The organism is Amycolatopsis plumensis, assembly GCF_042652605.1.
Taxonomy (GTDB): domain Bacteria; phylum Actinomycetota; class Actinomycetes; order Mycobacteriales; family Pseudonocardiaceae; genus Amycolatopsis; species Amycolatopsis plumensis.
Map to the genome: position 1 here is coordinate 8,565,163 of NZ_JBHSJY010000001.1, position 20,255 is coordinate 8,585,417.

General features: G+C 72.1%; 20 protein-coding genes. 12 read left to right on the forward strand and 8 right to left on the reverse strand.

Annotated features, from left to right (window positions below):
- Positions 1 to 211 precede the first annotated feature (211 nt).
- On the forward strand, positions 212 to 424 hold the full coding sequence (locus tag ACFPLC_RS41205; protein WP_378205907.1) for a three-helix bundle dimerization domain-containing protein: 213 nt from the start codon (positions 212 to 214) through the stop codon (positions 422 to 424).
- A 34-nt stretch (positions 425 to 458) separates the two neighbouring features.
- Entirely contained in the window at positions 459 to 671 is a 213-nt protein-coding gene (locus ACFPLC_RS41210) for a hypothetical protein (protein ID WP_378236117.1), read from the forward strand.
- Here the strand turns inward: ACFPLC_RS41210 and ACFPLC_RS41215 are convergent.
- On the reverse strand, positions 602 to 1,906 hold the full coding sequence (locus ACFPLC_RS41215; RefSeq protein ID WP_378236118.1) for an amidase: 1,305 nt from the start codon (positions 1,904 to 1,906) through the stop codon (positions 602 to 604). The genes ACFPLC_RS41210 and ACFPLC_RS41215 overlap by 70 nt on opposite strands.
- Positions 1,813 to 3,210, reverse strand: coding sequence for a cytosine permease (locus ACFPLC_RS41220; RefSeq protein WP_378205913.1), 1,398 nt, complete (start codon positions 3,208 to 3,210; stop codon positions 1,813 to 1,815). The genes ACFPLC_RS41215 and ACFPLC_RS41220 overlap by 94 nt, the downstream gene beginning before the upstream one ends.
- 114 nt (positions 3,211 to 3,324) lie before the next feature.
- Between ACFPLC_RS41220 and ACFPLC_RS41225 the strand changes: the two genes are divergently transcribed.
- Positions 3,325 to 4,884, forward strand: a complete 1,560-nt coding sequence (locus ACFPLC_RS41225) for a PucR family transcriptional regulator (protein WP_378205916.1) — start codon at positions 3,325 to 3,327, stop codon at positions 4,882 to 4,884.
- Here the strand turns inward: ACFPLC_RS41225 and ACFPLC_RS41230 are convergent.
- Genes ACFPLC_RS41230 through ACFPLC_RS41245 form a run of 4 tightly spaced genes read right to left on the reverse strand, consistent with a single transcriptional unit; the run spans position 4,875 to position 8,006 of the window.
- The gene (locus ACFPLC_RS41230; protein WP_378205919.1) at positions 4,875 to 5,729 is read right to left on the reverse strand and encodes a polysaccharide deacetylase family protein; all 855 of its coding nucleotides are present in this window, start codon (positions 5,727 to 5,729) and stop codon (positions 4,875 to 4,877) included. The two genes, ACFPLC_RS41225 and ACFPLC_RS41230, sit on opposite strands and share 10 nt — an antisense overlap.
- Entirely contained in the window at positions 5,726 to 6,844 is a 1,119-nt protein-coding gene (locus tag ACFPLC_RS41235; protein ID WP_378205921.1) for an oxidoreductase, read from the reverse strand. The genes ACFPLC_RS41230 and ACFPLC_RS41235 overlap by 4 nt, the downstream gene beginning before the upstream one ends.
- A gap of 4 nt (positions 6,845 to 6,848) precedes the next feature.
- A complete protein-coding gene (locus ACFPLC_RS41240) occupies positions 6,849 to 7,475 on the reverse strand; it encodes a DUF1989 domain-containing protein (protein ID WP_378205924.1) in 627 nt (208 codons plus the stop codon).
- 33 nt (positions 7,476 to 7,508) lie between these two features.
- Positions 7,509 to 8,006, reverse strand: coding sequence for a hypothetical protein (locus ACFPLC_RS41245; RefSeq protein ID WP_378205927.1), 498 nt, complete (start codon positions 8,004 to 8,006; stop codon positions 7,509 to 7,511).
- A 272-nt stretch (positions 8,007 to 8,278) separates the two neighbouring features.
- On the opposite strand from ACFPLC_RS41245, the gene ACFPLC_RS41250 reads away from it, so the two are divergent.
- The 7 genes from ACFPLC_RS41250 to ACFPLC_RS41280 all read left to right on the forward strand — a co-directional run bounded on the left by ACFPLC_RS41250 (position 8,279) and on the right by ACFPLC_RS41280 (position 14,992).
- Positions 8,279 to 9,223, forward strand: a complete 945-nt coding sequence (locus ACFPLC_RS41250) for an AraC-like ligand-binding domain-containing protein (protein WP_191308296.1) — start codon at positions 8,279 to 8,281, stop codon at positions 9,221 to 9,223.
- Positions 9,224 to 9,280: 57 nt separating this feature from the next.
- Entirely contained in the window at positions 9,281 to 10,048 is a 768-nt protein-coding gene (locus ACFPLC_RS41255; RefSeq protein ID WP_191308297.1) for a MoaF C-terminal domain-containing protein, read from the forward strand.
- A gap of 11 nt (positions 10,049 to 10,059) precedes the next feature.
- Positions 10,060 to 10,473, forward strand: coding sequence for a nuclear transport factor 2 family protein (locus ACFPLC_RS41260; RefSeq protein WP_378205930.1), 414 nt, complete (start codon positions 10,060 to 10,062; stop codon positions 10,471 to 10,473).
- A complete protein-coding gene (locus ACFPLC_RS41265) occupies positions 10,470 to 11,642 on the forward strand; it encodes an ABC transporter substrate-binding protein (RefSeq protein ID WP_378205933.1) in 1,173 nt (390 codons plus the stop codon). Before ACFPLC_RS41260 ends, ACFPLC_RS41265 begins: the two co-directional genes overlap by 4 nt.
- Before the next feature lie 10 nt (positions 11,643 to 11,652).
- On the forward strand, positions 11,653 to 12,513 hold the full coding sequence (locus tag ACFPLC_RS41270) for a branched-chain amino acid ABC transporter permease (RefSeq protein ID WP_378205936.1): 861 nt from the start codon (positions 11,653 to 11,655) through the stop codon (positions 12,511 to 12,513).
- Positions 12,514 to 12,584: 71 nt separating this feature from the next.
- Positions 12,585 to 14,303, forward strand: coding sequence for a branched-chain amino acid ABC transporter ATP-binding protein/permease (locus tag ACFPLC_RS41275; RefSeq protein WP_378205939.1), 1,719 nt, complete (start codon positions 12,585 to 12,587; stop codon positions 14,301 to 14,303).
- Positions 14,300 to 14,992, forward strand: coding sequence for an ABC transporter ATP-binding protein (locus tag ACFPLC_RS41280; RefSeq protein WP_378205942.1), 693 nt, complete (start codon positions 14,300 to 14,302; stop codon positions 14,990 to 14,992). Before ACFPLC_RS41275 ends, ACFPLC_RS41280 begins: the two co-directional genes overlap by 4 nt.
- 47 nt (positions 14,993 to 15,039) lie before the next feature.
- Here the strand turns inward: ACFPLC_RS41280 and ACFPLC_RS41285 are convergent, their stop codons facing one another.
- Together ACFPLC_RS41285 and ACFPLC_RS41290 are read right to left on the reverse strand one after the other, a co-directional pair.
- Positions 15,040 to 15,840, reverse strand: a complete 801-nt coding sequence (locus tag ACFPLC_RS41285) for an SDR family NAD(P)-dependent oxidoreductase (protein ID WP_378205945.1) — start codon at positions 15,838 to 15,840, stop codon at positions 15,040 to 15,042.
- A 13-nt stretch (positions 15,841 to 15,853) separates the two neighbouring features.
- The gene (locus tag ACFPLC_RS41290) at positions 15,854 to 16,552 is read right to left on the reverse strand and encodes an SDR family NAD(P)-dependent oxidoreductase (RefSeq protein ID WP_378205948.1); all 699 of its coding nucleotides are present in this window, start codon (positions 16,550 to 16,552) and stop codon (positions 15,854 to 15,856) included.
- A gap of 113 nt (positions 16,553 to 16,665) precedes the next feature.
- Here ACFPLC_RS41290 and ACFPLC_RS41295 point away from each other — a divergent pair, with 113 nt between their 5' ends.
- Positions 16,666 to 18,528, forward strand: a complete 1,863-nt coding sequence (locus ACFPLC_RS41295; protein ID WP_378205951.1) for a primary-amine oxidase — start codon at positions 16,666 to 16,668, stop codon at positions 18,526 to 18,528.
- 66 nt (positions 18,529 to 18,594) lie between these two features.
- Positions 18,595 to 20,196, forward strand: a complete 1,602-nt coding sequence (locus tag ACFPLC_RS41300) for an amidohydrolase (protein WP_378205954.1) — start codon at positions 18,595 to 18,597, stop codon at positions 20,194 to 20,196.
- The last annotated feature ends 59 nt before the right edge of the window (positions 20,197 to 20,255 follow it).

Consider the following 20,255-nt stretch of genomic DNA (forward strand, 5'->3'; position numbering starts at 1 on the left):
GGCTTGCCGAGTTGCCCGGCACCGACACCGCAGCGCACTCGGGGGCGGTCCCGTGGACAGTGGCGGTGATCGTCGCCGGGCTCGTCCGACGCCGCCGACGGGTACCGGAGTCCTCGAGCAGCGCGTGAATTTTCACTGTTCACCTCGGGTTCATCTCGCGGTCGTCTCATGGGGCATGTTGTCCGTACCACTGCCGACCGGAAGGTGAACGATGAGCACGTTGGACACGATGGCCTCCGAGCAGCTCGACACCCACCTCGCCCAGCTCGAAGACCGCTTGGGCCGCGACTACGCGAACGTCACCCGCACCCGGCTGCACGCCATGATCGACCGCGAGCGCGCCCGGTTCGCCGGCGCCCGCATCCACGCCTTCGTCCCGATCCTGGTCGAGCGGGCGGTCCGGACCGCACTGGCCGCTGCTTGAAGATCGCGATGGGGTGCACGAGGAGCTCCCCGCGGTGCGGGTCCCAGTCCTCGACGCGGCCGAGGCACTGGGCGTGGAAGGTGCCGTCCGGGACCTCGTCGGCGTCGCGGAAGCCGCGGATGCCGCACCGGAAGCGATGGGAAACCGGCCGCACCGCTCGACGCCGTCTCCCGCTTCTCAGGTCCCGGCGAGCAACCGCGCCGCGCGCAGTACCAAGTCGTCCTGCCCGGAGCAGCTCGAGAGCTGAACGCTTGCCGGCTGCTCGCCGGTACCGGTGGGAATGACCAGGCTCGGCGCGTCGAGGTAGCTCAGCACCATGGTCATGGTCAAAGCACGCCCGTTCCGTTCGTCGTGCGTCTGCGGCGACGTGCGGACGTCCTCGTACGCGGGAGCGTCGATCTCGACCGCCGGGCTCAGCAGCAGTGCCTCCCCCAGTTCCCGGCGGAACTGACGCCGCAGCGACGGCATGGCCTGGTAGAGCACGTCGGCAGAGCCCGCGCGCAGACGGGAACGCGCTCGCTCGAGGCGGCGCCGCACCGCCGGTCCGAGCAGGTCCGGTTGCTCCAGGTACGCCCCGAACGCCGCGAACGCCTCCGCTTCCACGATGTGCACGTGACGCTGGTGAAGCCCGCGCGCCGCGTCGAGGGAGTCGATCTTCCGCTCGGCGATCCGGTGCCCTGCCGCGCGCAGCCGGGACACGTCGGCGTGGAACCGTTCCAGGACATCCGGGTCACAGCTCGCGAGGTATGCCTCGTGCGGGACCACGAACGCCGGGGCCCGCACATCCCTCGCCGGAGGCGGAACGTCCGCGAGGATCCGGTCGACGGTCTCGACGTACTCGAGGCTGTCCGCGATGAGACCGACCGTGTCGAGCGTGGGGGCGAGCGCGGTCATCCCGGCGCTCGGGTACCGCCCCCGGCTGGGGCGGAACCCGAACAGGCCGGTCCACGCCGCCGGGATCCGCGCGGACCCGGACGTGTCACTCGCGAGCGCGAACGGGACGACGCCGGCGCGGACGGCCGCGGCCGACCCCGACGACGATCCGCCGAGGACGTGGTCGCGGCCGGCGCGGCACAGCGTCGGCGTGCCGAACCCTTCGTTCACCCCCAGCCCGGAGAACGCCAGCTCGCTCATGGTGGTCTTGCCGATCAGGACGGCCCCGGCGGCGGTGACGCGCCGCACCGCTTCCGCGTCCTCGCGTGCGGGCGGCCGGTGCTCGAACACACGCGACGCCGCCGTGGTGCGCGTCCCACGCACGTCGAAGATGTCCTTCACCGCGAACGGCACGCCGTCGAGCGGCCCGGTGGCTTCCTCATTCCGTGCGGCGGGCATGAGCTGGAGGAACGTGTCCGGTGTCCGTCGCGCCGCCATCAGCGCCTCGTCCGGGGTCACCGGCCGGCCTCGATCGCCCGCGCGTTCGGCGAACGCGTCTTCTGCAACAGGTAGTACAGCCCGCCGGCGACCAGCGAGCCGGACAGCCACGAGAAGTCCGTGTGGTTCATCGCGGTCGCCAGCGGCCCCTGCATCACCGGCGTGAGCCCGTACTGCCACGTCCACGCGGCGAACACACCCAGCCCGAGGCTCAGCAGCCCGCGCCAGCTCACCGAGGCGGTACCTGTGTAGAGCGAGGAGACGTCCAGCCTGCCGCGACGCAGCACGAAGTAGTCGATCAGCACGATGGCCGCCCACGGGCTGATCCAGACGAGGATCGAAGTCATCCAGTTGTCGAAGGCGTGCGCGAAGCTCTCCGCCTCCATCAACGTCAGCAGGACCACCGACGCGACCACGCCCGCGAAGAGGGTGAGCTTCCACCGCGCGACCTTCACGCCGACGCTCAGCGCGGCCAGTGACGACGAATAGAGGTTGAGGATGTTCGTCGCGATGGGTCCGTGCATGATCAACAGCAGCACCGGCAGCGCCATCGAGCCGAACGCGCTCACCACGAGAGCCGACGGATCACTGCTCCCGCCCGCGCTGGCCAGGCACGCGCCCAGCGCCGCGAGCCACACGGTCGGCAGGTACATGCCCAGCGCCGAGGCCCAGAACACCGAACGCGAGGAGGCGCCACGACGGACGAACCGGCTGTAGTCCGCCGAATAGGGCACCCACGTGACACCCCAGCCCACCCCGATCGCGGTGAGCAGCTGGGTCACGGCGGTGACCTTGTCGGGCACGGAGGCCGCGGTCGACGACGTCCAGTCCACCTTCGCCCGGCTGAGCGCGAGCGCCGTCATCACCACCATCACCAGGACCGTGACCGGCACGGTGTACTTCTCGAACGTGCGGATGGCGTAGAAGCCGTACAGGGCCAGCCACAGCTGCACCGCCATGATCACGCCGGCGACGACGTACCGCAGCCACGGTCCGCCCTCGATGCCGAGCTGCCGCAACGCTGCCAGCATCAAGTCCAGCACCACCCACGTGTTGACGCCCACCCACGCCATCGCCAGCAACCCCTGGACGACACCGGGCACCTTGGCGCCACGGCGGCCGAAGGACGCCCGGCCGAGCACCATCTGGTTCACGCCGGTGCGGTGGCCCATCACGTTGCACAGGCCGAAGACCGCGCACCCGACCAGGTTGCCGAGGGCCACCACCGCCAGCGTCTCGAGCAGGCTCAGCCCGAGGGTGATCCCGAGCGCGCCGAGCACCCAGTTGATCGGCGCGATGTTGGCGCCGGACCAGATCCAGAACTGTTCCCACGGCGTGGAGTCACGCCCGTGGTCGGGGATCGGCTCGATTCCGTGTGCGTCGAAGCGCACACCGTCCGCCGTGTCCTGTGCCATCGCTACCTCCTGGGGGCCGCCGGGTGACTGGCCTCACCGAAGCACCCGGGACCCCACCATGACCAGTAGAGGAAACTCCAGCTTGTGGCCCGATCACTGTATTAAGCTCACAACGTGTTCACGATCCGATCGTTGGTGGAGAACGCCGATCTCGGCCTGCACCTGCTCGTGGAGGGCCGGCCCGGGGCGCTCGACGAGGCTGTCGTGTGGGTGCACAACACCGAACTTCCCGATCCGTCGCCGTACCTGGGCGAGCGGGAACTGGTGCTCACGAACGGCATGTGGCTCGAGCACGCCGAGGCGGCGGAGTTCGTCGGCAATGTGGTGCACGCGGGTGCCGCCGGGATCGTGTTCGGCCTGCGTCGGCAGATGCCGCGGACGCCGCGGGCGATGATCGACGCGTGCGCCGCGGCCGCGCTGCCTCTGGTGGAGATCGGCGCGGGAGTGCCGTTCACGGCGGTGACGCGAGCGGCCGCCGGCCACTACGCCGCGATGCGTCAGTCCAGCCTGCTCGGCATGGTGCGGCGCGGCGACGCACTGGCGACCGCGCTGTCACGGGGAGCAGGGGCCTCCGGGGTGCTGGAGGTGCTGCGCCGCGACTACGACGTACCGCTGGCCGTGGTCGACCGGGCCGGACGGTCGGTGGCCTCGGCCGGAGCGGACCTGACGGAGGAGCAGCGCGCCGCCGTGGCCGAACGCCTCGGTGACCACCCACCGCCGCTGGAGATCGACCTCGGGGACGAGGAAGTGGCGAGTGTCTTCCTCGTCGGCGCGATCGGGGACCTCGACGCGGCGCTGCTGTGCCCGCGTCCCCTGCGCGACCTCGGCGACGGGGAGCGCGCCGCGCTGGAGCAAGCCGCCCGGTTCCTCAGCCTGGAAGCGGCCAAACAGCAGGCGGTGCACGCGATCGAGCTGCGGTTCGCCAGTGAGCTGCTGGACATGATCCTCTCCGGTCCGCAGCGCAGCGGTGAGGTGCCGGGCAGGCTCCGCGCGTTCGGCGTCGATCCCAGCGGCTCGCTCGCGGTGCTGGCCCTGGCCTTCACGGGCGCCGGGGCGCCGACCCTGCCCGGCTTGACGGAGGCGGTCATGGAGTTCTTCCTGGCCGAGAACTCTCCGGCGGCGGTGGCCGGGGGTACCGGGGACGTCGTGGCGGTGGTGCCGTGGCGGCGGCCCGATGCCGATCTCCACGACCTCGCCACCCGGCTGGCAGGCGCCGTCGGCACCCGGTTCCCCGGCCGCGCCGCGGTGGTCGGTATCGGTGGGAGCGCCGAGAACGCCGCCGGGCTCAAGCAGCCGTTGGTGCGCTCGCGGGAGGCCTGCCACGTCCTTCGGCGCCGGGGTGGTCCCCCGGTCGCGACGTTCGCCGAACTGGGCACGCACCGCCTGCTGCTCGGCTTGCACGACGCCGACACGTTGCGGAACTTCGCCGACGTGGTGCTGGGCCCGCTGCGGGAGCACGACGCCCAGCGCGGCAGCGAGCTGGTCCGCACCATCCGGACGTTCCTCGAGCACGGCGGGCACTGGACGGCGACGGCCGAGGCCATGTTCGTCCACGTCAACACCCTGCGGAACCGGCTCGTCAAGATCACCGAGCTGACCGGGCGGGACGTGGCCCGCACCGAGGACCGGGTCGACCTCTACCTCGCGCTCGAAGCAGCCGAGTTCTACGGGTAGACCGGTGGTTCCGGCACCGGCCGGGCGGTGAGCGCCGGGTCGGCGAGCACGGCGTCCGCGAGGTCGCGGCAACGCCGGAACGTGACGTCGCCGCACTCCAGGGCGTATTCCACGAGCCTGCGCAGCGCCATGATCCGGCCGGGCCGCCCGGACAGGAACGGGTGGCAACAGAGGTTGAACAGGCAGCCGTAGTGCCGCATCCCGTCCAGCTCGGCACGCCACAGCTCCAGGACCTTCGACGGCGACTCGATCACCGACCCGATGTGCGGTTCCGGCAGGAAGGCGTACTGCTCCCAATCGTCCAGCGACCAGTGCACGGGCAGTTCGGCGATCTCGCCACCGGCCGTGGCGATCCGGTAGGGGCGGTCGTCGGCCATCAGCGAGGAGTCGTAGGACAGGCCGTGCTCGGCGACCAGGTCCGGGGTCTGCCACCGCGCGCCCCACAGCGCCGCGCGGTGGCCCCGGATCTCGATCCCCTGCGCGGAGAAGACCTCCATCGCCTTGGCGAAGTCGTCGCGTTCTTCCTGCTCGCTCATCGAAGTCGGGGCACGGTGGGCGTAGGAGTGGTGGGCGACCTCGTGACCACGCTCCACGATGGAAGCCGCGAGCCCCGGGCGGTTCCGCGCCACCCAGCCCGGAACGAAGAACGTCGCCGGCACACCCAGCTCGTCGAGCATGTCCAGGATGCGCGGCACGCCGACGTCCGGCCCGTAGGACTGGTGCGACATCGTCATCTGATGCCCGGCGTAGTGCGCCCCCGCCGCCAGTACCGGGGTTTCCGCGTCCACGTCGAACGTGAGGGTGGCGACCGCGGCGCCGCCACCCAGCCACGAACCGGCGGTCATCCTCGTTCGCCCGCTCGCCGTCGGCGCGCGTTGTCCAGGGTGACCGTCGGGTCGAGCATGCCGTGGTCGAACCGGTCCAGCTCAACTCCTTTGGCCACCCGGTGCGGCAGGTCCGGGTTGGCCAGCGCAGCCCTCGCGATCGACAGCAAGTCCCCATGCCCCTCGTCCAGCACCCGCTCGGCGAGCACCACGTCGTGCATGCCGCCGTTGACGATCACGGGCAGACCGGTGACCTCGCGGGCGACGCTGGTGAGCGTACGCCCGCTGACGAGCCGCGCGGTATCGAGCCAGTTGCGCCCCTCGCTCGCGATGTGCAGGTAATCCGCTCCCGCCGCGGCCAGTGCCGTGTAGGCGGTCTCGGCGTCGCGTTCCCCGCCCGGCCAGCGGTAGGTGAAGTCGTTGACCTTCGTCTGCGACAGCCGGACGCCGACCACGAACTCCCGCGGCACCACGGCCTTGATCGCCCGCGTGACGTCGGCGGTCAACCTGATCCGGTTGGCCATCGGCCCGCCGTAGGAGTCCGTGCGCTTGTTGGTGTAGTCGGTGATGAACTGATCGAGCAGGTATCCGTTGGCCGCGTGCACCTCGACCCCGTCGAAGCCGGCGGCGACCGCGTTGCCCGCCGCGGCCGCGAAACCGTCGACGACGTCTTCGATGTCCTGTGCGGACATCTCCCTGGGCACCGGCCACGGGCCGCTCCCGCCGTATTCGGGCATCATCTCGCCACGCGGCTGGACCGCGGACGGCCCGATCCGCTCGCTGGTGTACCGGTTGCCCTGCGACAGCGCGCCCGCGTGCATGAGCTGGGCGATCACCACTCCGCCCGCCGCGTGCACGGCGCCGGTGACCGCGCGCCACGCCTCGACGTGCTCGGCGCGGGCCAGGCCGGGCTGATTGAGGTAGCCCTGGCTGTACGCGGCGTCGGGGTAGACGCCCTCGGTGATCACCAGGGGGAACCCGCCGGCGGCGAACTCGGCGTAGTAGTCGGCCATGTCCGCGGTGGGGACGCCCTCCGGGGAGGCGGAGACGCGGGTCATCGGTGCGACGGCGTACCGCGAGGAGAGCTCGTGCTTCCCCAGACGGATCGGGGTGAGTGCGGGGTGGGTGGTGCTCATCGAGCTACCTTTCGTGGGAGTCGGTTCGGTGGACCTCGATGACCAGCGGGCCGGGTTCGTGCCCGTTGATGCCGACGAGGTCCTGGGGGCACGCGGACACGACGACGACACAGTCCAGCTCCGCGCGGAAGGACACGGCGGCCCCGGGAGCGGCGGGCGACGACCGCCACTCGAGATCGCCGCCGGCGTTCGGGGAGATGTCCATGAACAGGTTGACCGGCTGTGGCACCGTCGTGATCTCGATGTCCAGTCCGCGCAAGGCGGTCACGAGATTCTCCGCGCACGACGCGTGCTCGCCGTGGTGACCCAGGTTCCGGTAGCGCGCCGGGTCGCAGGCGGGGATCAGCATGTCGTGCCGGCCCGGCGAGGTGTCCTCGACCAGGGTCAGGACGGGTCGCCTGCGTGTGGTGACGAACTGTTCGCGCACGTGCGGGAACAGCCGGTCGACGTGGCCACGGGTGTGCGCGGCACTCAGGTGCTCCGCGGCGTCGGCCGAGACGAACGCGAAGAGGTCGCCCACCTGAGCCCCTTCAGGGGTGCTGACCCGTATGAGGTCCCCGGCGCCGACTCGAACGGCCCGGCCCTCTCTGGCGGGCACGTCCACCCGCGTGATCACCGAGGTCGGTTTCATGAGGCCAGTCCATCACCCCGGGTTGCGGGGTGGCTATGGCGGATCATCCAGCAATCGCGGCTGAGATTGGGTGATCCGCCAGGACGGGACGCCGCGCGCCGTACGGGCGATTTCCCTGCGTGCCGGGCCACTGACCGGAATTCTTGCCCACCACCACCCGCTGCCCGGCTCGACCGAATCATCGACCTTCGTCAGCAAGCTCGTGTCATCCGGCTCGGTGCAGGACATGAACTCGCCATCGAGGACATCGACCACCGCCAGTGTGGACGGCTCCAGGCGGACGAGATCGAGACCTTCGGCAACCGCGTCACGGGTGAACAGGGCGGCCACGTAGTCATGAGCTCCCCACACCGTCCGGTCGCTGTCCGGACGGGACAGATCCCCTCGCAACTTCGCGATCTGCCGCCGCCAGAAGACAATCAAGCTGTACAGGTCCGCCTCACGCTCAGGAGAGACGACGACTCGGAGGTCGCGCAACACTCCGGCCTGCTCCGGACTCAGCCGGCTGTCCAGCCACTCGTCCCGCTCCACTACCGTCACCTAATTCGCTTCCGTGGAAATCCTCACCGCCTCGGTGGTCACCAGGCTTGCCGCCGGTCGGGGTCCGGCAGCCCACGGGTCTCATGAATCTAGGAAGCCTCGGTTTGTCCCGCTCCGGACCGTTGCGGCCCGGTGGTCCTCCAGCCCCCTCAGCACGGCCGCGAAAGCGTCGCCGTCTACGCGCAGCCCGCCGAGCATTGTCGCCGGTGATCGTATCGCTTATCGTATACGACGCTTCCCCCTCCCGACGCTGCGAGGTGACCGTGCCTGCCCCGACGACTCTCATCGCCCGCGACTTCACCGAATTCCGCGCCGCCGTCTCCCAGTCCTTCGTGCCGCTGCACGTGACCGCGGGCGGTGACGGCTTCCGCGGCCGGATCCGCTCCTCGGCGGCCGATGACGTGCAGGTTTCCGAGGTAACCGCCTCACCCCACGTCGTGGAGCGCACGCCGGAGCTGATTGCGCGCGGTGAGCGCCGGTACTACAAGCTGAGCCTGATCCTGGCCGGCACCGGGCTGCTGGTGCAGGACGACCGGCAGGCCGTGCTGCGCCCCGGCGACGTCGCCCTCTACGACACGCACCGGCCGTACTCGCTGGTGTTCGAAGAGGACTTCCGGACCCTCGTCGTGATGTTCCCGCAGCGGCTGATCGACCTGCCCGCCGAGCTGGTCGGGCGGCTGACCGCGGTGCGGATGTCGGGCAAGGAGGGCGTCGGCAACGTCGTCGTGCCGTTCCTCGCCCAGCTCGGCGGCAACCTCGAGCAGCTGGGCGGCCCCGCGGGCGCGCGGCTGGCGCACAGCGCCGTCGACCTGCTGTCCACCCTGGTCGCCACCGAACTGGACCTCGCGCGCGCGAACGCCGACCCGCACCACGAGCTGATGCGCCGGATCCGCGCCCACATCGACGCGAACCTGCAGTCGACCGACCTCACCCCGGCGCGGATCGCCGCCGAGCACTTCATCTCGACCCGCCACCTGCACGGGCTGTTCCAGGAGCAGGGCACCACGGTGTCCGGCTGGATCCGCACCCGGCGGCTGGAGCACTGCCGCCGCGACCTGCTGGACCCGGTGCACGCCGGCCGCCCGGTCGCGGCCATCGCCGCCCGCTGGGGGTTCGTCGACGCCGCGCACTTCAGCCGGGTGTTCAAGAGCGCGTTCGGCCGGGCGCCGAGCGAGGTGCGCCGGGAGTTGACCGTCAGCGTCCGGTAGTTGCCCGCCAGCGCGTGACCGCTCGCCCGGACCTCGGGGCCGCCCGACGATGAGGCCATGCCCGAAGCCCCCTCCGACGACTGGCGCACCTACGACGAGTTCGCGGCCGGCATCGCCACCTACCGGCTGCCGAACGCCGACCTCACCGGCCGGGACGTCACGATCACCCTCGACGACGGCGAAGTCCTCGCCCTGAGCTTCACCGACGCCAAGCACGTCCGGTGCAACGGCGTCGAAGACCCGTACGACGCCGTCGCCGTGCGCGACGACGTCTTCTTCGTGAACCTGCCGCTCGCCGGCGTCGATGGCGAAGCGCTGACCGTCGTGTACTCGACGGCCACGCACCGAGCCCTCGCCGTCCGCTCGGTGATCGGCGCCGAGGACGTCGAGGGCGTTCCCCGCGTTTCGCAGACTTTCCGGGCCGGTGTCACCGACGGCGGCGAGCCGTCCGGGGCCGTGCCCGGGCCATCGCGCGACCTGATCGGCAAGCGGAACCTCTACCGCTACAGCCCCGACCACCTCTACGAGCACGTCTACGTCTCTTCGCAGCGCTACGCCTGGCAGTGCCTGGAAGGCGTGCAGCGCGGGCACGGCGACATGGACCTGTCGACGGTGTGGAAGTTCGCCGACGGGCTCTACCTGTTCTGCTTCCGCGAGTTCCGGATCGCCGTGGCCAGCGTCTGGCTGCACGACCTCGGCTACGCCCTGCGCACCACCGGCGTCTTCCTCGGCCTGACCGGCGACGGGCGGTCCGAGCACTCCCGCGCCGGCGGGCACATCTACCCACTGGGCGCGGTGGCCTACCCCGACGCCCAGCCTGTCTGAAGGAGTCCACAGTGTCCAACGTGCCCAAGGCGTCCAATGTGGACACCATCCGCGCGCACTACGCCGCCAGCGACCGCGGCGACCTGCCCGGCATGCTCGCCCCGCTCGGCCCGGAGACGACGTGGACGGAGGCGGCCGGGTTCCCCTACGCCGGCACGTACACCGGCCCGGACGAGGTGCGCGAGCACGTGTTCGAGGCCATCGGCCGGGACTGGGACGGCTACCGCTTCACCCTCGGCGACCTGCTCGACGCCGGGGACGCGGTGGTCGGCGTCGGCACCTACACCGGCACCCACCGCCGGACCGGCCGGTCGTTCACCGCCCGCGTCGCGCACCTGTGGCGCTTCGCGAGCGGCGAGGTCGTGTCCTTCGAGCAGATCGTCGACTCCGCGCCCGTCGTGGCCGCCCTCCGGGAGCAGCAATGAGAAAATTCCTCCCCGCCCTGTCCGCGGCCGTGCTCCTGGCCACCGCGGGCTGCGCCGGCTCCGACGCCGGCTCGAACGGCCCGATCGTGGTCGGGTCGGTCAACGCGCTGTCCGGCGCGGCCACCTTCCCGGAGGCCTCCGCGGCCGCGAAAGCCGTGTTCGACGCGGCCAACGCGGCCGGCGGTGTCAACGGCCGCAAGATCGAGTACAAGGCGATCGACGACAAGGGCGACCCGGCGGCCGCCGCGGCGGCGGCCCGCGAAGTGGTCGGCGGTGACCAGGCCGTCGCGCTCGTCGGCTCATCGAGCCTGATCGAGTGCGAAATCAACGAGAAGTACTACGAGCAGCAGAAGATCCTGTCGATGCCGGGCATCGGCGTCGACCCGGCGTGCTTCTCCAGCCCGAACATCGCGCCGGTCAACGTCGGCCCGTTCCACGACATGACGCTCACCCTGCTCTACGGCTCGGAAGTGCTGAAGCAGGACGACATCTGCGCGTTGCTGGAGATCGCCGGCAACACGCTGCCGGCGTACCAGGCGGCCATCGGCGAGTGGACGAAGATCACCGGCAAGAAGCTGAAGTACCTCGACTCGACCGTGCCCTACGGCGGATCGGACTACACGCCCTACATCGTCAAGGCGCGCGCGGCGGGCTGCAAGGCGATCACGGTCAACCCGGTGGAACCGGACTCGATCGGCCAGCTCAAGGCCGCGCAGGCGCAGGGCTGGACCGACGTCACCTGGCTGCTGCTGACCAGCGTCTACAGCGAGAACTACGCCAAGGCGATCTCGAACGCGGGCGCCGGCGTGTACGTCCCGGCCGAGTTCTACCCGTTCACCGACGCGGCCGCCCCGGCCAACAAGGACTGGCGGGAGCTGATGGCGAAGAACAAGATCCCGCTGACGTCGTTCAGCCAGGGCGGCTACCTGGCGGCGAAGTACTTCCTCGCCGTGCTGCGCGGGATGAAGGGCGACATCACGCGCGAGACGGTGTCGAAGGCGCTGCGCGAGATGAAGCCGATCAGCGATCCGATGGTCGGCACCCCGTACGTGTTCGGGCCCGCGCAGGCGCACCACGACAACACCGCGGGCTGGCCGATCAAGCTGGCCACCGGCGCCGGCAAGTGGGACCTGGCCGCGCAGGACTGGCTCCGGATCCCGAAGCAGTAGGAGGACGTCGATGCTGCAGGGCGCTTTGGCCGGTCTGGCCGCCGGCGGGCTCTACGCGGTGCTCGCGGTGTGCCTGACCCTGATGTCGCGGCTGGTGCGAGTGGTCAACTTCGCCCAGTCGGCGACCGGGATGTTCGGCTGCTACGTCGCCGTCTTCCTCGCCGTCCACCTCGGTGTCCCGTCGTGGCTGGCGACCCTGGCCGGCATCCTGCTCGGCGGCGCGCTGAGCGCGGTGCTCGGCTGGATCGTCTCCACCTGGCTGGCCGAGGCCGACACCGGCACGCGCTCGGCGACGACGGTCGCGGTGCTCCTGCTGCTGATTTCGCTGGCGTTCATCCTCTTCGGGAACAAGCCGCAGCCGTTCCACCCGCTGCTGGCCGGCCCGGCGTTCACGATCGGGGGTGTGGTGGTCAGCCAGGTCACGGTGCTCACGGTCGCGCTGGCGGTCCTGGTCGCGCTGGGCTGCCGGGCGGTGCTGGCCCGGACGGCGCTGGGCGTTCGCCTGCGGGCGCTGTCGGAGCGCCCGACGACGGCGGAGCTGCTGGGCATCCCGGCCCGGCCGCTGTCGGTCGGGGTGTGGACGGCGACCGGGGTGATCGCGACCCTGGCGGTGTCGATCGTGGCGCCGTCGCAGTCGAACGACCCGACGTCGCTGGCGATGCTGGTGGTCCCGGCCGCGGCGGCGGCCCTGCTGGGCGGCTTCCGCCGGCTGGATTTGGCGGTGCTCGGCGGCTTGGTGCTAGGCATGGCGCAGGGCGCGGTGGCGCAGAGTGACCGGCTGTCGGTCCTGCGGTACTTCCTGCCGTTCCTGGTGATCGTGGCGCTGCTGCTGTGGACGCAGCGCAAGGAGGTGTGGGATGCGGCTCGCTGAGAGTCCACTCGGGTGGCCCCTGGCGGCAGCGCGGCTCGCCGACCGGTCGCCGCTCGCCGAGGAGGTGCGCCGTGCGGCTCGCTGAACACCGTCTCGCGCGAGCGGGCCTGCCCTTCCTCGTCGCGGCCGCGGCCGTCGGCATCGGCTACGCGCTCAGCGTCGGGCTCGCCGGGTACTTCGTCTACCTCGGGGTCAGTGCCGTCGTCGCGGCCATCGCGCTGCTCGGGCTGGGAGTCGTCACCGGGACCGCCGGGATGATCTCGCTCTGCCAGCTGACCTTCGCCGCCGTCGGGGCGTTCGTCGTCTCCGCCTGCAACGTCGCCGGCGTGCCCGGCGGGTTCGGCACCTGGCTGCTGCTCGGCGGCCTCGCCGCCGCCGTGGCCGGAGTGCTCGTCGGGCTGCCCGCGCTGCGGCTGCGGGGCATCACCCTCGCCGTCGTCACCCTCGGGCTGGCCGCGGCCGCCGACCACACGCTCGTGCAGATCCAGTTCCCCGGCGCCACCGAAGGTCTCTCCGTCGAGCGGCCCGAAGCGTTCTCCGACGACCGGTCCTACTTCCTGTTCGCCGTGCTGGTGCTCGTCGCCTGCGGGCTGGTCGTGCACTTCCTGCGCCGCGGGCGGTGGGGCAGCAGCTGGCACCTCGTCGCCTTCTCCGAGCGCGGGACCGCGGCGGTCGGCGCGGGCGTGCGGACGTCGAAGCTCACCGCCTTCGCGGTCAGCGCCGCCCTCGGCGGGATCAGCGGCGGCCTGCTCACCGGGCAGGTCGGTCTGGCCTTCCCGGCCAGTTTCACCGCCATCCAGTCCCTCGCCCTGTACGTGCTGGCCATCATGTCCGGCGCGCACCTGATCGACATGGCCGTGTTCGGCGCGCTGCTCTGGGTCGCCGTGCCCGAGCTGCTCAAACGCTGGGGCGTGCCGCAGGACTGGGGCTTCGTCGTCTTCGGCGTGCTCGGCGTCCAGGCTCTCACCGGCCGCGGCAACCTCGGCACCGCCGTGCGGGCCCTCTGGTACCGCCGCCGCTCCGGCCGGACCGCCGGGGTCGGGCTCACCGAAGCCGTGACCGACGTCGAGCCGCTGCCTCCCGGCGGCCCGGTGCTCGAGGTCCGCGGGCTGAGCGTCTCGTTCGGACACGTCACCGCGCTGTCCGAAGTGGACATCACGGTGCCGGAACACGGGATCCTCGGCGTGATCGGCCCGAACGGCGCCGGGAAGTCCACTTTGGTCGACGCGATCAGCGGCTTCCTGCCCCGGGCCACGGGCACCGCCACCCTCGGCGGACGGCCGCTCACCGGCTCGCCCACCCGGCGGGCCCGTGCCGGCCTGCGGCGGACGTTCCAGCAGGACCGCGTCCCGCCCGGCCTCACCGTCGGCGCCTACGTCCGGTTCGTCGCCCGGCGGCGGCTCACCGGCCGCGAGCTCGACGGCGCGCTGGAGTTCTTCGGCTGCCCGGCGGCGCGGACGCCGCTGTCGCGGGTCGACGCGGGCGCGCGGCGGCTCGTCGAGGTCGTCGGGCACCTGCTCGCGAAACCCCGGGTGCTGCTGCTCGACGAGCCGGCCGCCGGCCTGCCGCACGAGGAGCACGTGGCGTTCGGGCGGCGGCTGCGGCAGGTGCCCGCGCGGTTCGGGGTGTCGGTGCTGCTCATCGAGCACGACCTCGACCTCGTCCGGTCGGTCTGCGACACGCTCACCGTGCTCGACTTCGGCCGGGTGCTGGCGAGCGGGCCGCAGGCCGACGTCCTGGCCGACCCGGCCGTGCTGAAGGCGTACATGGGTGAAACGGAGCTGCTGTGAACGCGTTGCGAGTCCACGGGCTGACGGTGAAGCGCGGAGCCGGCCCGGTCATCCGCGACGTCGACCTGGTCCTCGAACCGGGCCGGATCACGGCGCTGGTCGGGCCCAACGGCGCCGGGAAGACGAGCCTGCTGGAGGCGGTGTCGGGCGTGGTGCCGCCGTCGGCGGGCAGCGTCCACCTGGGCGGGGTGAACGTCACGCGGCACTCCCGGGTGGCGCGGGCCCGGCTCGGGCTGGCCCACATCGAACAGGGCCGCGCGGTGTTCCCCGGGTTGACGGTGCTGGAGAACCTCCGCCTGACCGCCCGCACGCCCGCGGTCGTCGACGAGGTCCTCGGGCTGTTCCCCGAGCTGGAGAAGCGGCGCGACTCCCCCGCGGCCCTGCTCTCCGGCGGCGAGCAGCAGATGGTCGTGCTGGCGCGGGCGTTCGCCGCGCGCCCGGCGTTCCTGCTCATCGACGAGATGTCGCTGGGCCTGGCCCCGGTGGTCTTCACCCGCCTGCTGCCGGTCGTGACGCGGTTCGCGGCCGAGGGTGCGGCGATCCTGCTGGTGGAGCAGTTCACGCACCTGGCCCTCGGCGTCGCGCAGGAGGCGGTGGTGGTCTCGTCGGGCCGCGTCACCTACACCGGTGACGCCCAGACTCTCCTCGACTCCCCCGCCACCCTGCACTCCGCCTACCTGGGCTCGTGAGTGCGTAACAGTGTTAGAACACTGTTACGCACTCACGAGCCGTGGTGTCACATCCCGGCGCGCTCGAAGGCCAGGGTCGGCAGGTCCACGGCGTGGGCCCCGCCGTCGGCGACGAGCACCGCGCCGGTGATGTACGACGACTCCGCCGAGCCCAGGAACCGGACGATCGCCGCGATCTCCTCCGGCTCGGCGGGGCGGCGCAGCGGGACCTCGGCCGTCACGCGGCGGTAGCCCTCCTCGTGGCCGCCGGTGAAGCCCGCCGCCGCGGCGAACTGGTCCATCTCGCCGTCCGCCATCGGGGTGCGGACCCAGCCGGGGCACACCGCGTTCGCCCGCACCCCGCGCGGCCCGAAGTCGCGGGCGATCGAGCGGGTCAGGCCGATCAGCGCGTGCTTGGCGACCGTGTAGCCGGCGACGTTCGGCCCGGCGAACAGCCCGGCCAGCGACGACACCACGACCACCTGCCCGCCCGTCTCGACCAGCGACGGCAGCGCGGCCCGGCAGAACACGAACGCGCTGGAGAGGTTCGAGCGCAGGGCCAGTTCCCACTCGTCGTCGCCGGTGTCGACCACCGACGACAGGCCGTGGCCGCCGGCGTTGGCGACCACGACGTCCAGCCGTCCGTACTTGCCGATGATCTCGGCGATGGCGCTTTCGGCGTCCTCGCGCACGCTCGCGTCGCCGGTGATGACGTGCGCGCCGGTTTCCGCGGCCACCTTCTCGAGGGGCTCGCGACGCCGTCCCAGCACGACCACGCGCGCGCCTTCGCCCGCGTACCGGCGGGCCACCGCCGCGCCGATGCCGGTGCCGCCGCCGGTGATCGCGACGACCTTGCCTGATGAGTCCACTGTGGATCCTTTCCTATGCGGGGAACGCGGAACGCGCCGACATCCCGAAGTCGGCCAGCAGGGCCTGGCCGTTGACCGGCCGCGAAGCCGGGGACGCGAGGAACAGCACCTGCCGGGCGACGTCTTCGGCCGCCTGCACCGGGAACGCCGGATCGTCCAGGAGGGCGCCGAGGTCGGCGCGCGCCATCGGCGTGTCCACCACCGACGGGCAGACGCAGTTGACCCGGATGCCCGGCACCTCGACGGCCAGCGCGCGGGTCATCGCGACCACCGCGCCCTTGGACGCGCAGTAGGGCACCATGCCCGGCGCCGCCGTGAACGCCGAGTCGCTGCCGAGCAGGACCACCGCGCCGCCGTCGGCCAGCCACGGCAGCGCGTGCTTGACCAGCAGGAACTGCCCGGTGACGTTGACCGCGAGGACCCGGGCGACGTCGTCGGCCGTGGTCGCGGACAGCGGCGTGCCGACCGGACCGGAGATCCCGGCGCAGCCGACCACGGCGTCGAGGCCGCCGAAGCCGCGGGCCACGGCGTCGACCGCGGCGGCCAGCGCGGGTTCGTCGGTGACGTCCGCCTCGACGACGCCGGGACCGGCCCTGCGGTCGATGACGCCGACGCGCGCACCCTCGGCGCGGAACGCTTCGGCGCAGGCCAGGCCGATGCCGGACGCGCCGCCGGTCACCAGCACCGCCTTCCCGGCGAGTTCGGTTCGCATGCGCCCATCCTCACCGCGGGCGGCCGCCGGGCGGTTGGCCGCGAGCGCAGCGTTGTTGTCCGGCGCCGCAAGGTCGATGGCGCCCGCGGCGACCGGGGCCGAGACTCGTCAGGGTGAGCACGCCGCACCCCCTCGACCCGCTGACCGCCGCCGAGCTGTCCGCCGGCCGCGCGATCCTCGCCGCGGCCGGGCTGACCGGCGACACGATCCGGGTCCCGCAGGTCCTGCCGGTCGAACCCGCCAAGGCGGAGGTGCGCGCGGGCGGCGGCGACCGCCGGATCCGCTACACGCTCCTCGACACCGCCACCGGCCGCGCCGGCGAGGCCGTCGTCTCGGTGACCAAGGGCGAACTCCTGTCCTGGGACGACTGGGCCGAGGCCGACGGGCAGCCGTCGTACCTGTTCGAGGAATACGCGCTGGCCGAGCAGCTGACGAAGGCGTCGGAGCAGTGGCAGGCCGCGATGGCCCGGCGCGGCCTCGCCGACCGGATCGAGCACGCCTTCTGCGCGCCGCTCGCGCCCGGCTACTTCGGGCGCGAAGACGAGACCGGCCGCGTCCTGCGGTCCCTGACCTTCCTGCGGGAAGACGCCGACGACAGCCCGTGGGCGCACCCGGTCGAAGGCCTGGTCGTGCACCTGAACCTCACCGAGCAGCGCGTGCTGCGCGTCGAGGACGAGGGGGACGTCCCGGTGCCCGCCGAGAGCGGGCGGTACACCGGCGTCCCGGCGCGGACGACGCTCAAGCCGGTCGAAATCACCCAGCCCGCCGGGCCGAGCTTCACCGTTGAAGGCTCCGAAGTGAGCTGGGAGGGCTGGCGGCTGCGCGTCGGCTTCAACGCCCGCGAAGGGCTGACGCTGCACCAGGTGAGCTTCCAGGGCCGGCCGGTCCTGTACCGGGCCTCCGTCCCGGAGATGGTGGTCCCGTACGGGGACGTCGCGCCCGGCCGGTTCTGGATCAGCTACTTCGACGCCGGCGAGTACCAGTTCGGCAAGAACGGCAACGACCTGCGCCTGGGCTGCGACTGCGTCGGCGAAATCCACTACTTCCCGGCCTGGGTGGCCGACGACCGCGGCGAGCCGGTGGAGATCCCGCGCGCGGTCTGCCTGCACGAGGAGGACGACGGGATCCTCTGGAAGCACACCGACCTGGCCGGGCGGCCCGAGGTCCGGCGGTCACGGCGGCTGGTGGTGTCGTCGATCTCCACCATCGGCAACTACGACTACGGCCACTACTGGTACTTCCACCTCGACGGCTCGATCGAGTTCGAGGCGAAGGCCACCGGCATCGTCTTCTGCGGCGCCGGGACACCGGGTGCGGACCAGCCGCACGCCACCGAGCTGGCACCCGGCCTGTTCGCGCCGGTCCACCAGCACCTGTTCTGCGCGCGCCTCGACGTCGAGGTCGACGGCGACCGCACCAGCCTGCACGAAGTCGACGTCGAAGGCGTGCCGACCGGCCCGCGCAACCCGTACGGCAACGCGTTCACCTGGAAGACCACACCGCTGCGGACCGAACGCGAGGCGATGCGCCGGGCCGATCCGGCCCGCGCCCGCGTCTGGGAGGTCCGCAGCGCGTCGCGGGTCAACCGGCTCGGCAAGCCGACCGCCTACCAGCTGGTGCCGCGGCCCTCGGCGACGCTGATGGCGCAGCCGGAGGCGACCGTGCACGCCCGCGCCACCTTCGCCACGCAGCACCTGTGGGCGACGCCGTACCGCGCGGACGAGCGGTTCCCGGCCGGCGAGCGCCCCAACGCCCATCCCGGCGGCGCGGGCCTGCCGGCGTGGACGGCCGCCGACCGCGACCTCGTCGACACCGACCTCGTGCTGTGGCACGTCTTCGGCCCGACCCACGTACCCCGCCCCGAGGACTGGCCGGTGATGCCGGTCGACCGCTCGGGGTTCCTGTTCCGGCCGGCCGGGTTCCTCGACCGCAACCCCGCGCTCGACCTCCCGTCCGGCGACCACTGCGCACACTGAGGACAAGATGACAATCTCCGACACCTCGACCTGGCTGCCGCTCGACGACCCGGCGGAGAGCTGACCATGGCCGCCGACCTGGTGTTGACGAACGCCGTCGTGTACACATTGGACAAGGCGCGACCGTGGGCGTCCTCGTTGGCCGTGGGCGGTGGCAAGGTCGTCGACGACGTCGCCGGCCCGGACACGGAGGTGCTCGACCTCGGCGGTGCGTTCGTCATGCCCGGGCTCGTCGACGTGCACAACCACCACGCGATGGCCGGGCGGGCGGAGCTGTTCGAGCTCACCTTCGGCGCGGACGCCGGGATCGAGGACATCCTGGCCGCCGTCCGCGCGCGAGCCGCGTCGCTGGGACCGGACGAATGGCTCACCGGCGGTGCCTGGGCGTCCACTTTGGTCGCGGAGCTGTCGGTTCCGGCGGCCCGGCGGGCGCTGGACGAGGCCGCGGGCGGACGGCCGGTGTCGTTGTCGGACGACAGCAGGCACAACCGCTGGGTGAGCAGCCGGGCCCTGGAGCTGGCCGGGATCACCGCCGCGACGCCGGACCCGCCCGGCGGGGTCGTCGTCCGCGACGGCGGCGAGCCGAGCGGGCTGCTGCTGGAGGCCGCCGGGGTGCTGGTCGAGCGCGTGATCGCCGGGCTGACCCCGGAGCAGCACCGGCGGGCGTCCCGGCGGGCGATCGAGGTGCTGCACGGCTTCGGGGTCACCGCGTTCCAGGACGCCGGGGTCTCGACCGACATCCTGGGTGCACTCCGCTCGCTGGACCTGGCCGACGAGCTCGACGCCTGGGTGGTGTCGTCGCTGCTGGTCAACGACCCGATCTTCGGCTTCGACCCGATCGGGGCGCCCCTGCTGGAGCTCGCCGTCGAGTACCGCACCGAGCACCACCGGCCGGACTTCGTGAAGATCTTCCTCGACGGCGTTCCACCGACCCGCACGGCGGCGTTCCTGGAGCCGTACCTGCCCGACGACACCCACGGCAGATGCTTCCACGGCGCCACCACGATGCCCCCGGCCGAACTGACCGAGTGGCTCCTCACGGCGGCCGCCGCGGGCTTCTCGGCGAAGGTCCACTGCACGGGCGACGCGTCGGTGCGGCAGTTCCTGGACGCGGTCGAGGAGGTGCGCGCGGCGGGGTACGCCGACACGCGGTTCCAGGTGGCGCACGGGCAGTTCGTGCACCCGGACGACCTGCCGCGGTTCGCCGCGCTGGGCGTGGCGGCGGACATCTCGCCGTTCCTGTGGGTGCCGGGGGTCATCCCGGAGGCGATCGCGGAGGTGCTCCCGGCCGCCCGGGCGGCGCGGATGCAGCCGAACCGGACGTTGCTGGACACCGGCGCCCTGGTGGCCGGTGGCTCGGACTGGCCGGTGAGCGAGTCGCCGAACGCCTGGGAGGGGATCGCGGGCCTGGTGACGCGTGCGGACCCGCACGGCCGCCGCCCGGGGGCGCTCTGGCCGGAGCAGGCGATCACCCTGGCCGAGGCGATCGAGGTGTTCACCCTGGGCGGCGCCCGGGCGTGCGGCCTGGACGACGTGACGGGCGCGTTAACACCGGGGCGATCGGCGGACTTCGTGGTCCTGGACCGCAATCCCTTCCGGACGGCGGAGGTCGCGGAGACGAAGGTCGTGGAGACGTGGTTCGCGGGGCGGCGCGTCTTCCGCCGCTGACCCCCGGCGCCGTCCTCACGCACACTTTCTCCTACACTGGTAGAGAAAACAGTGCGGGA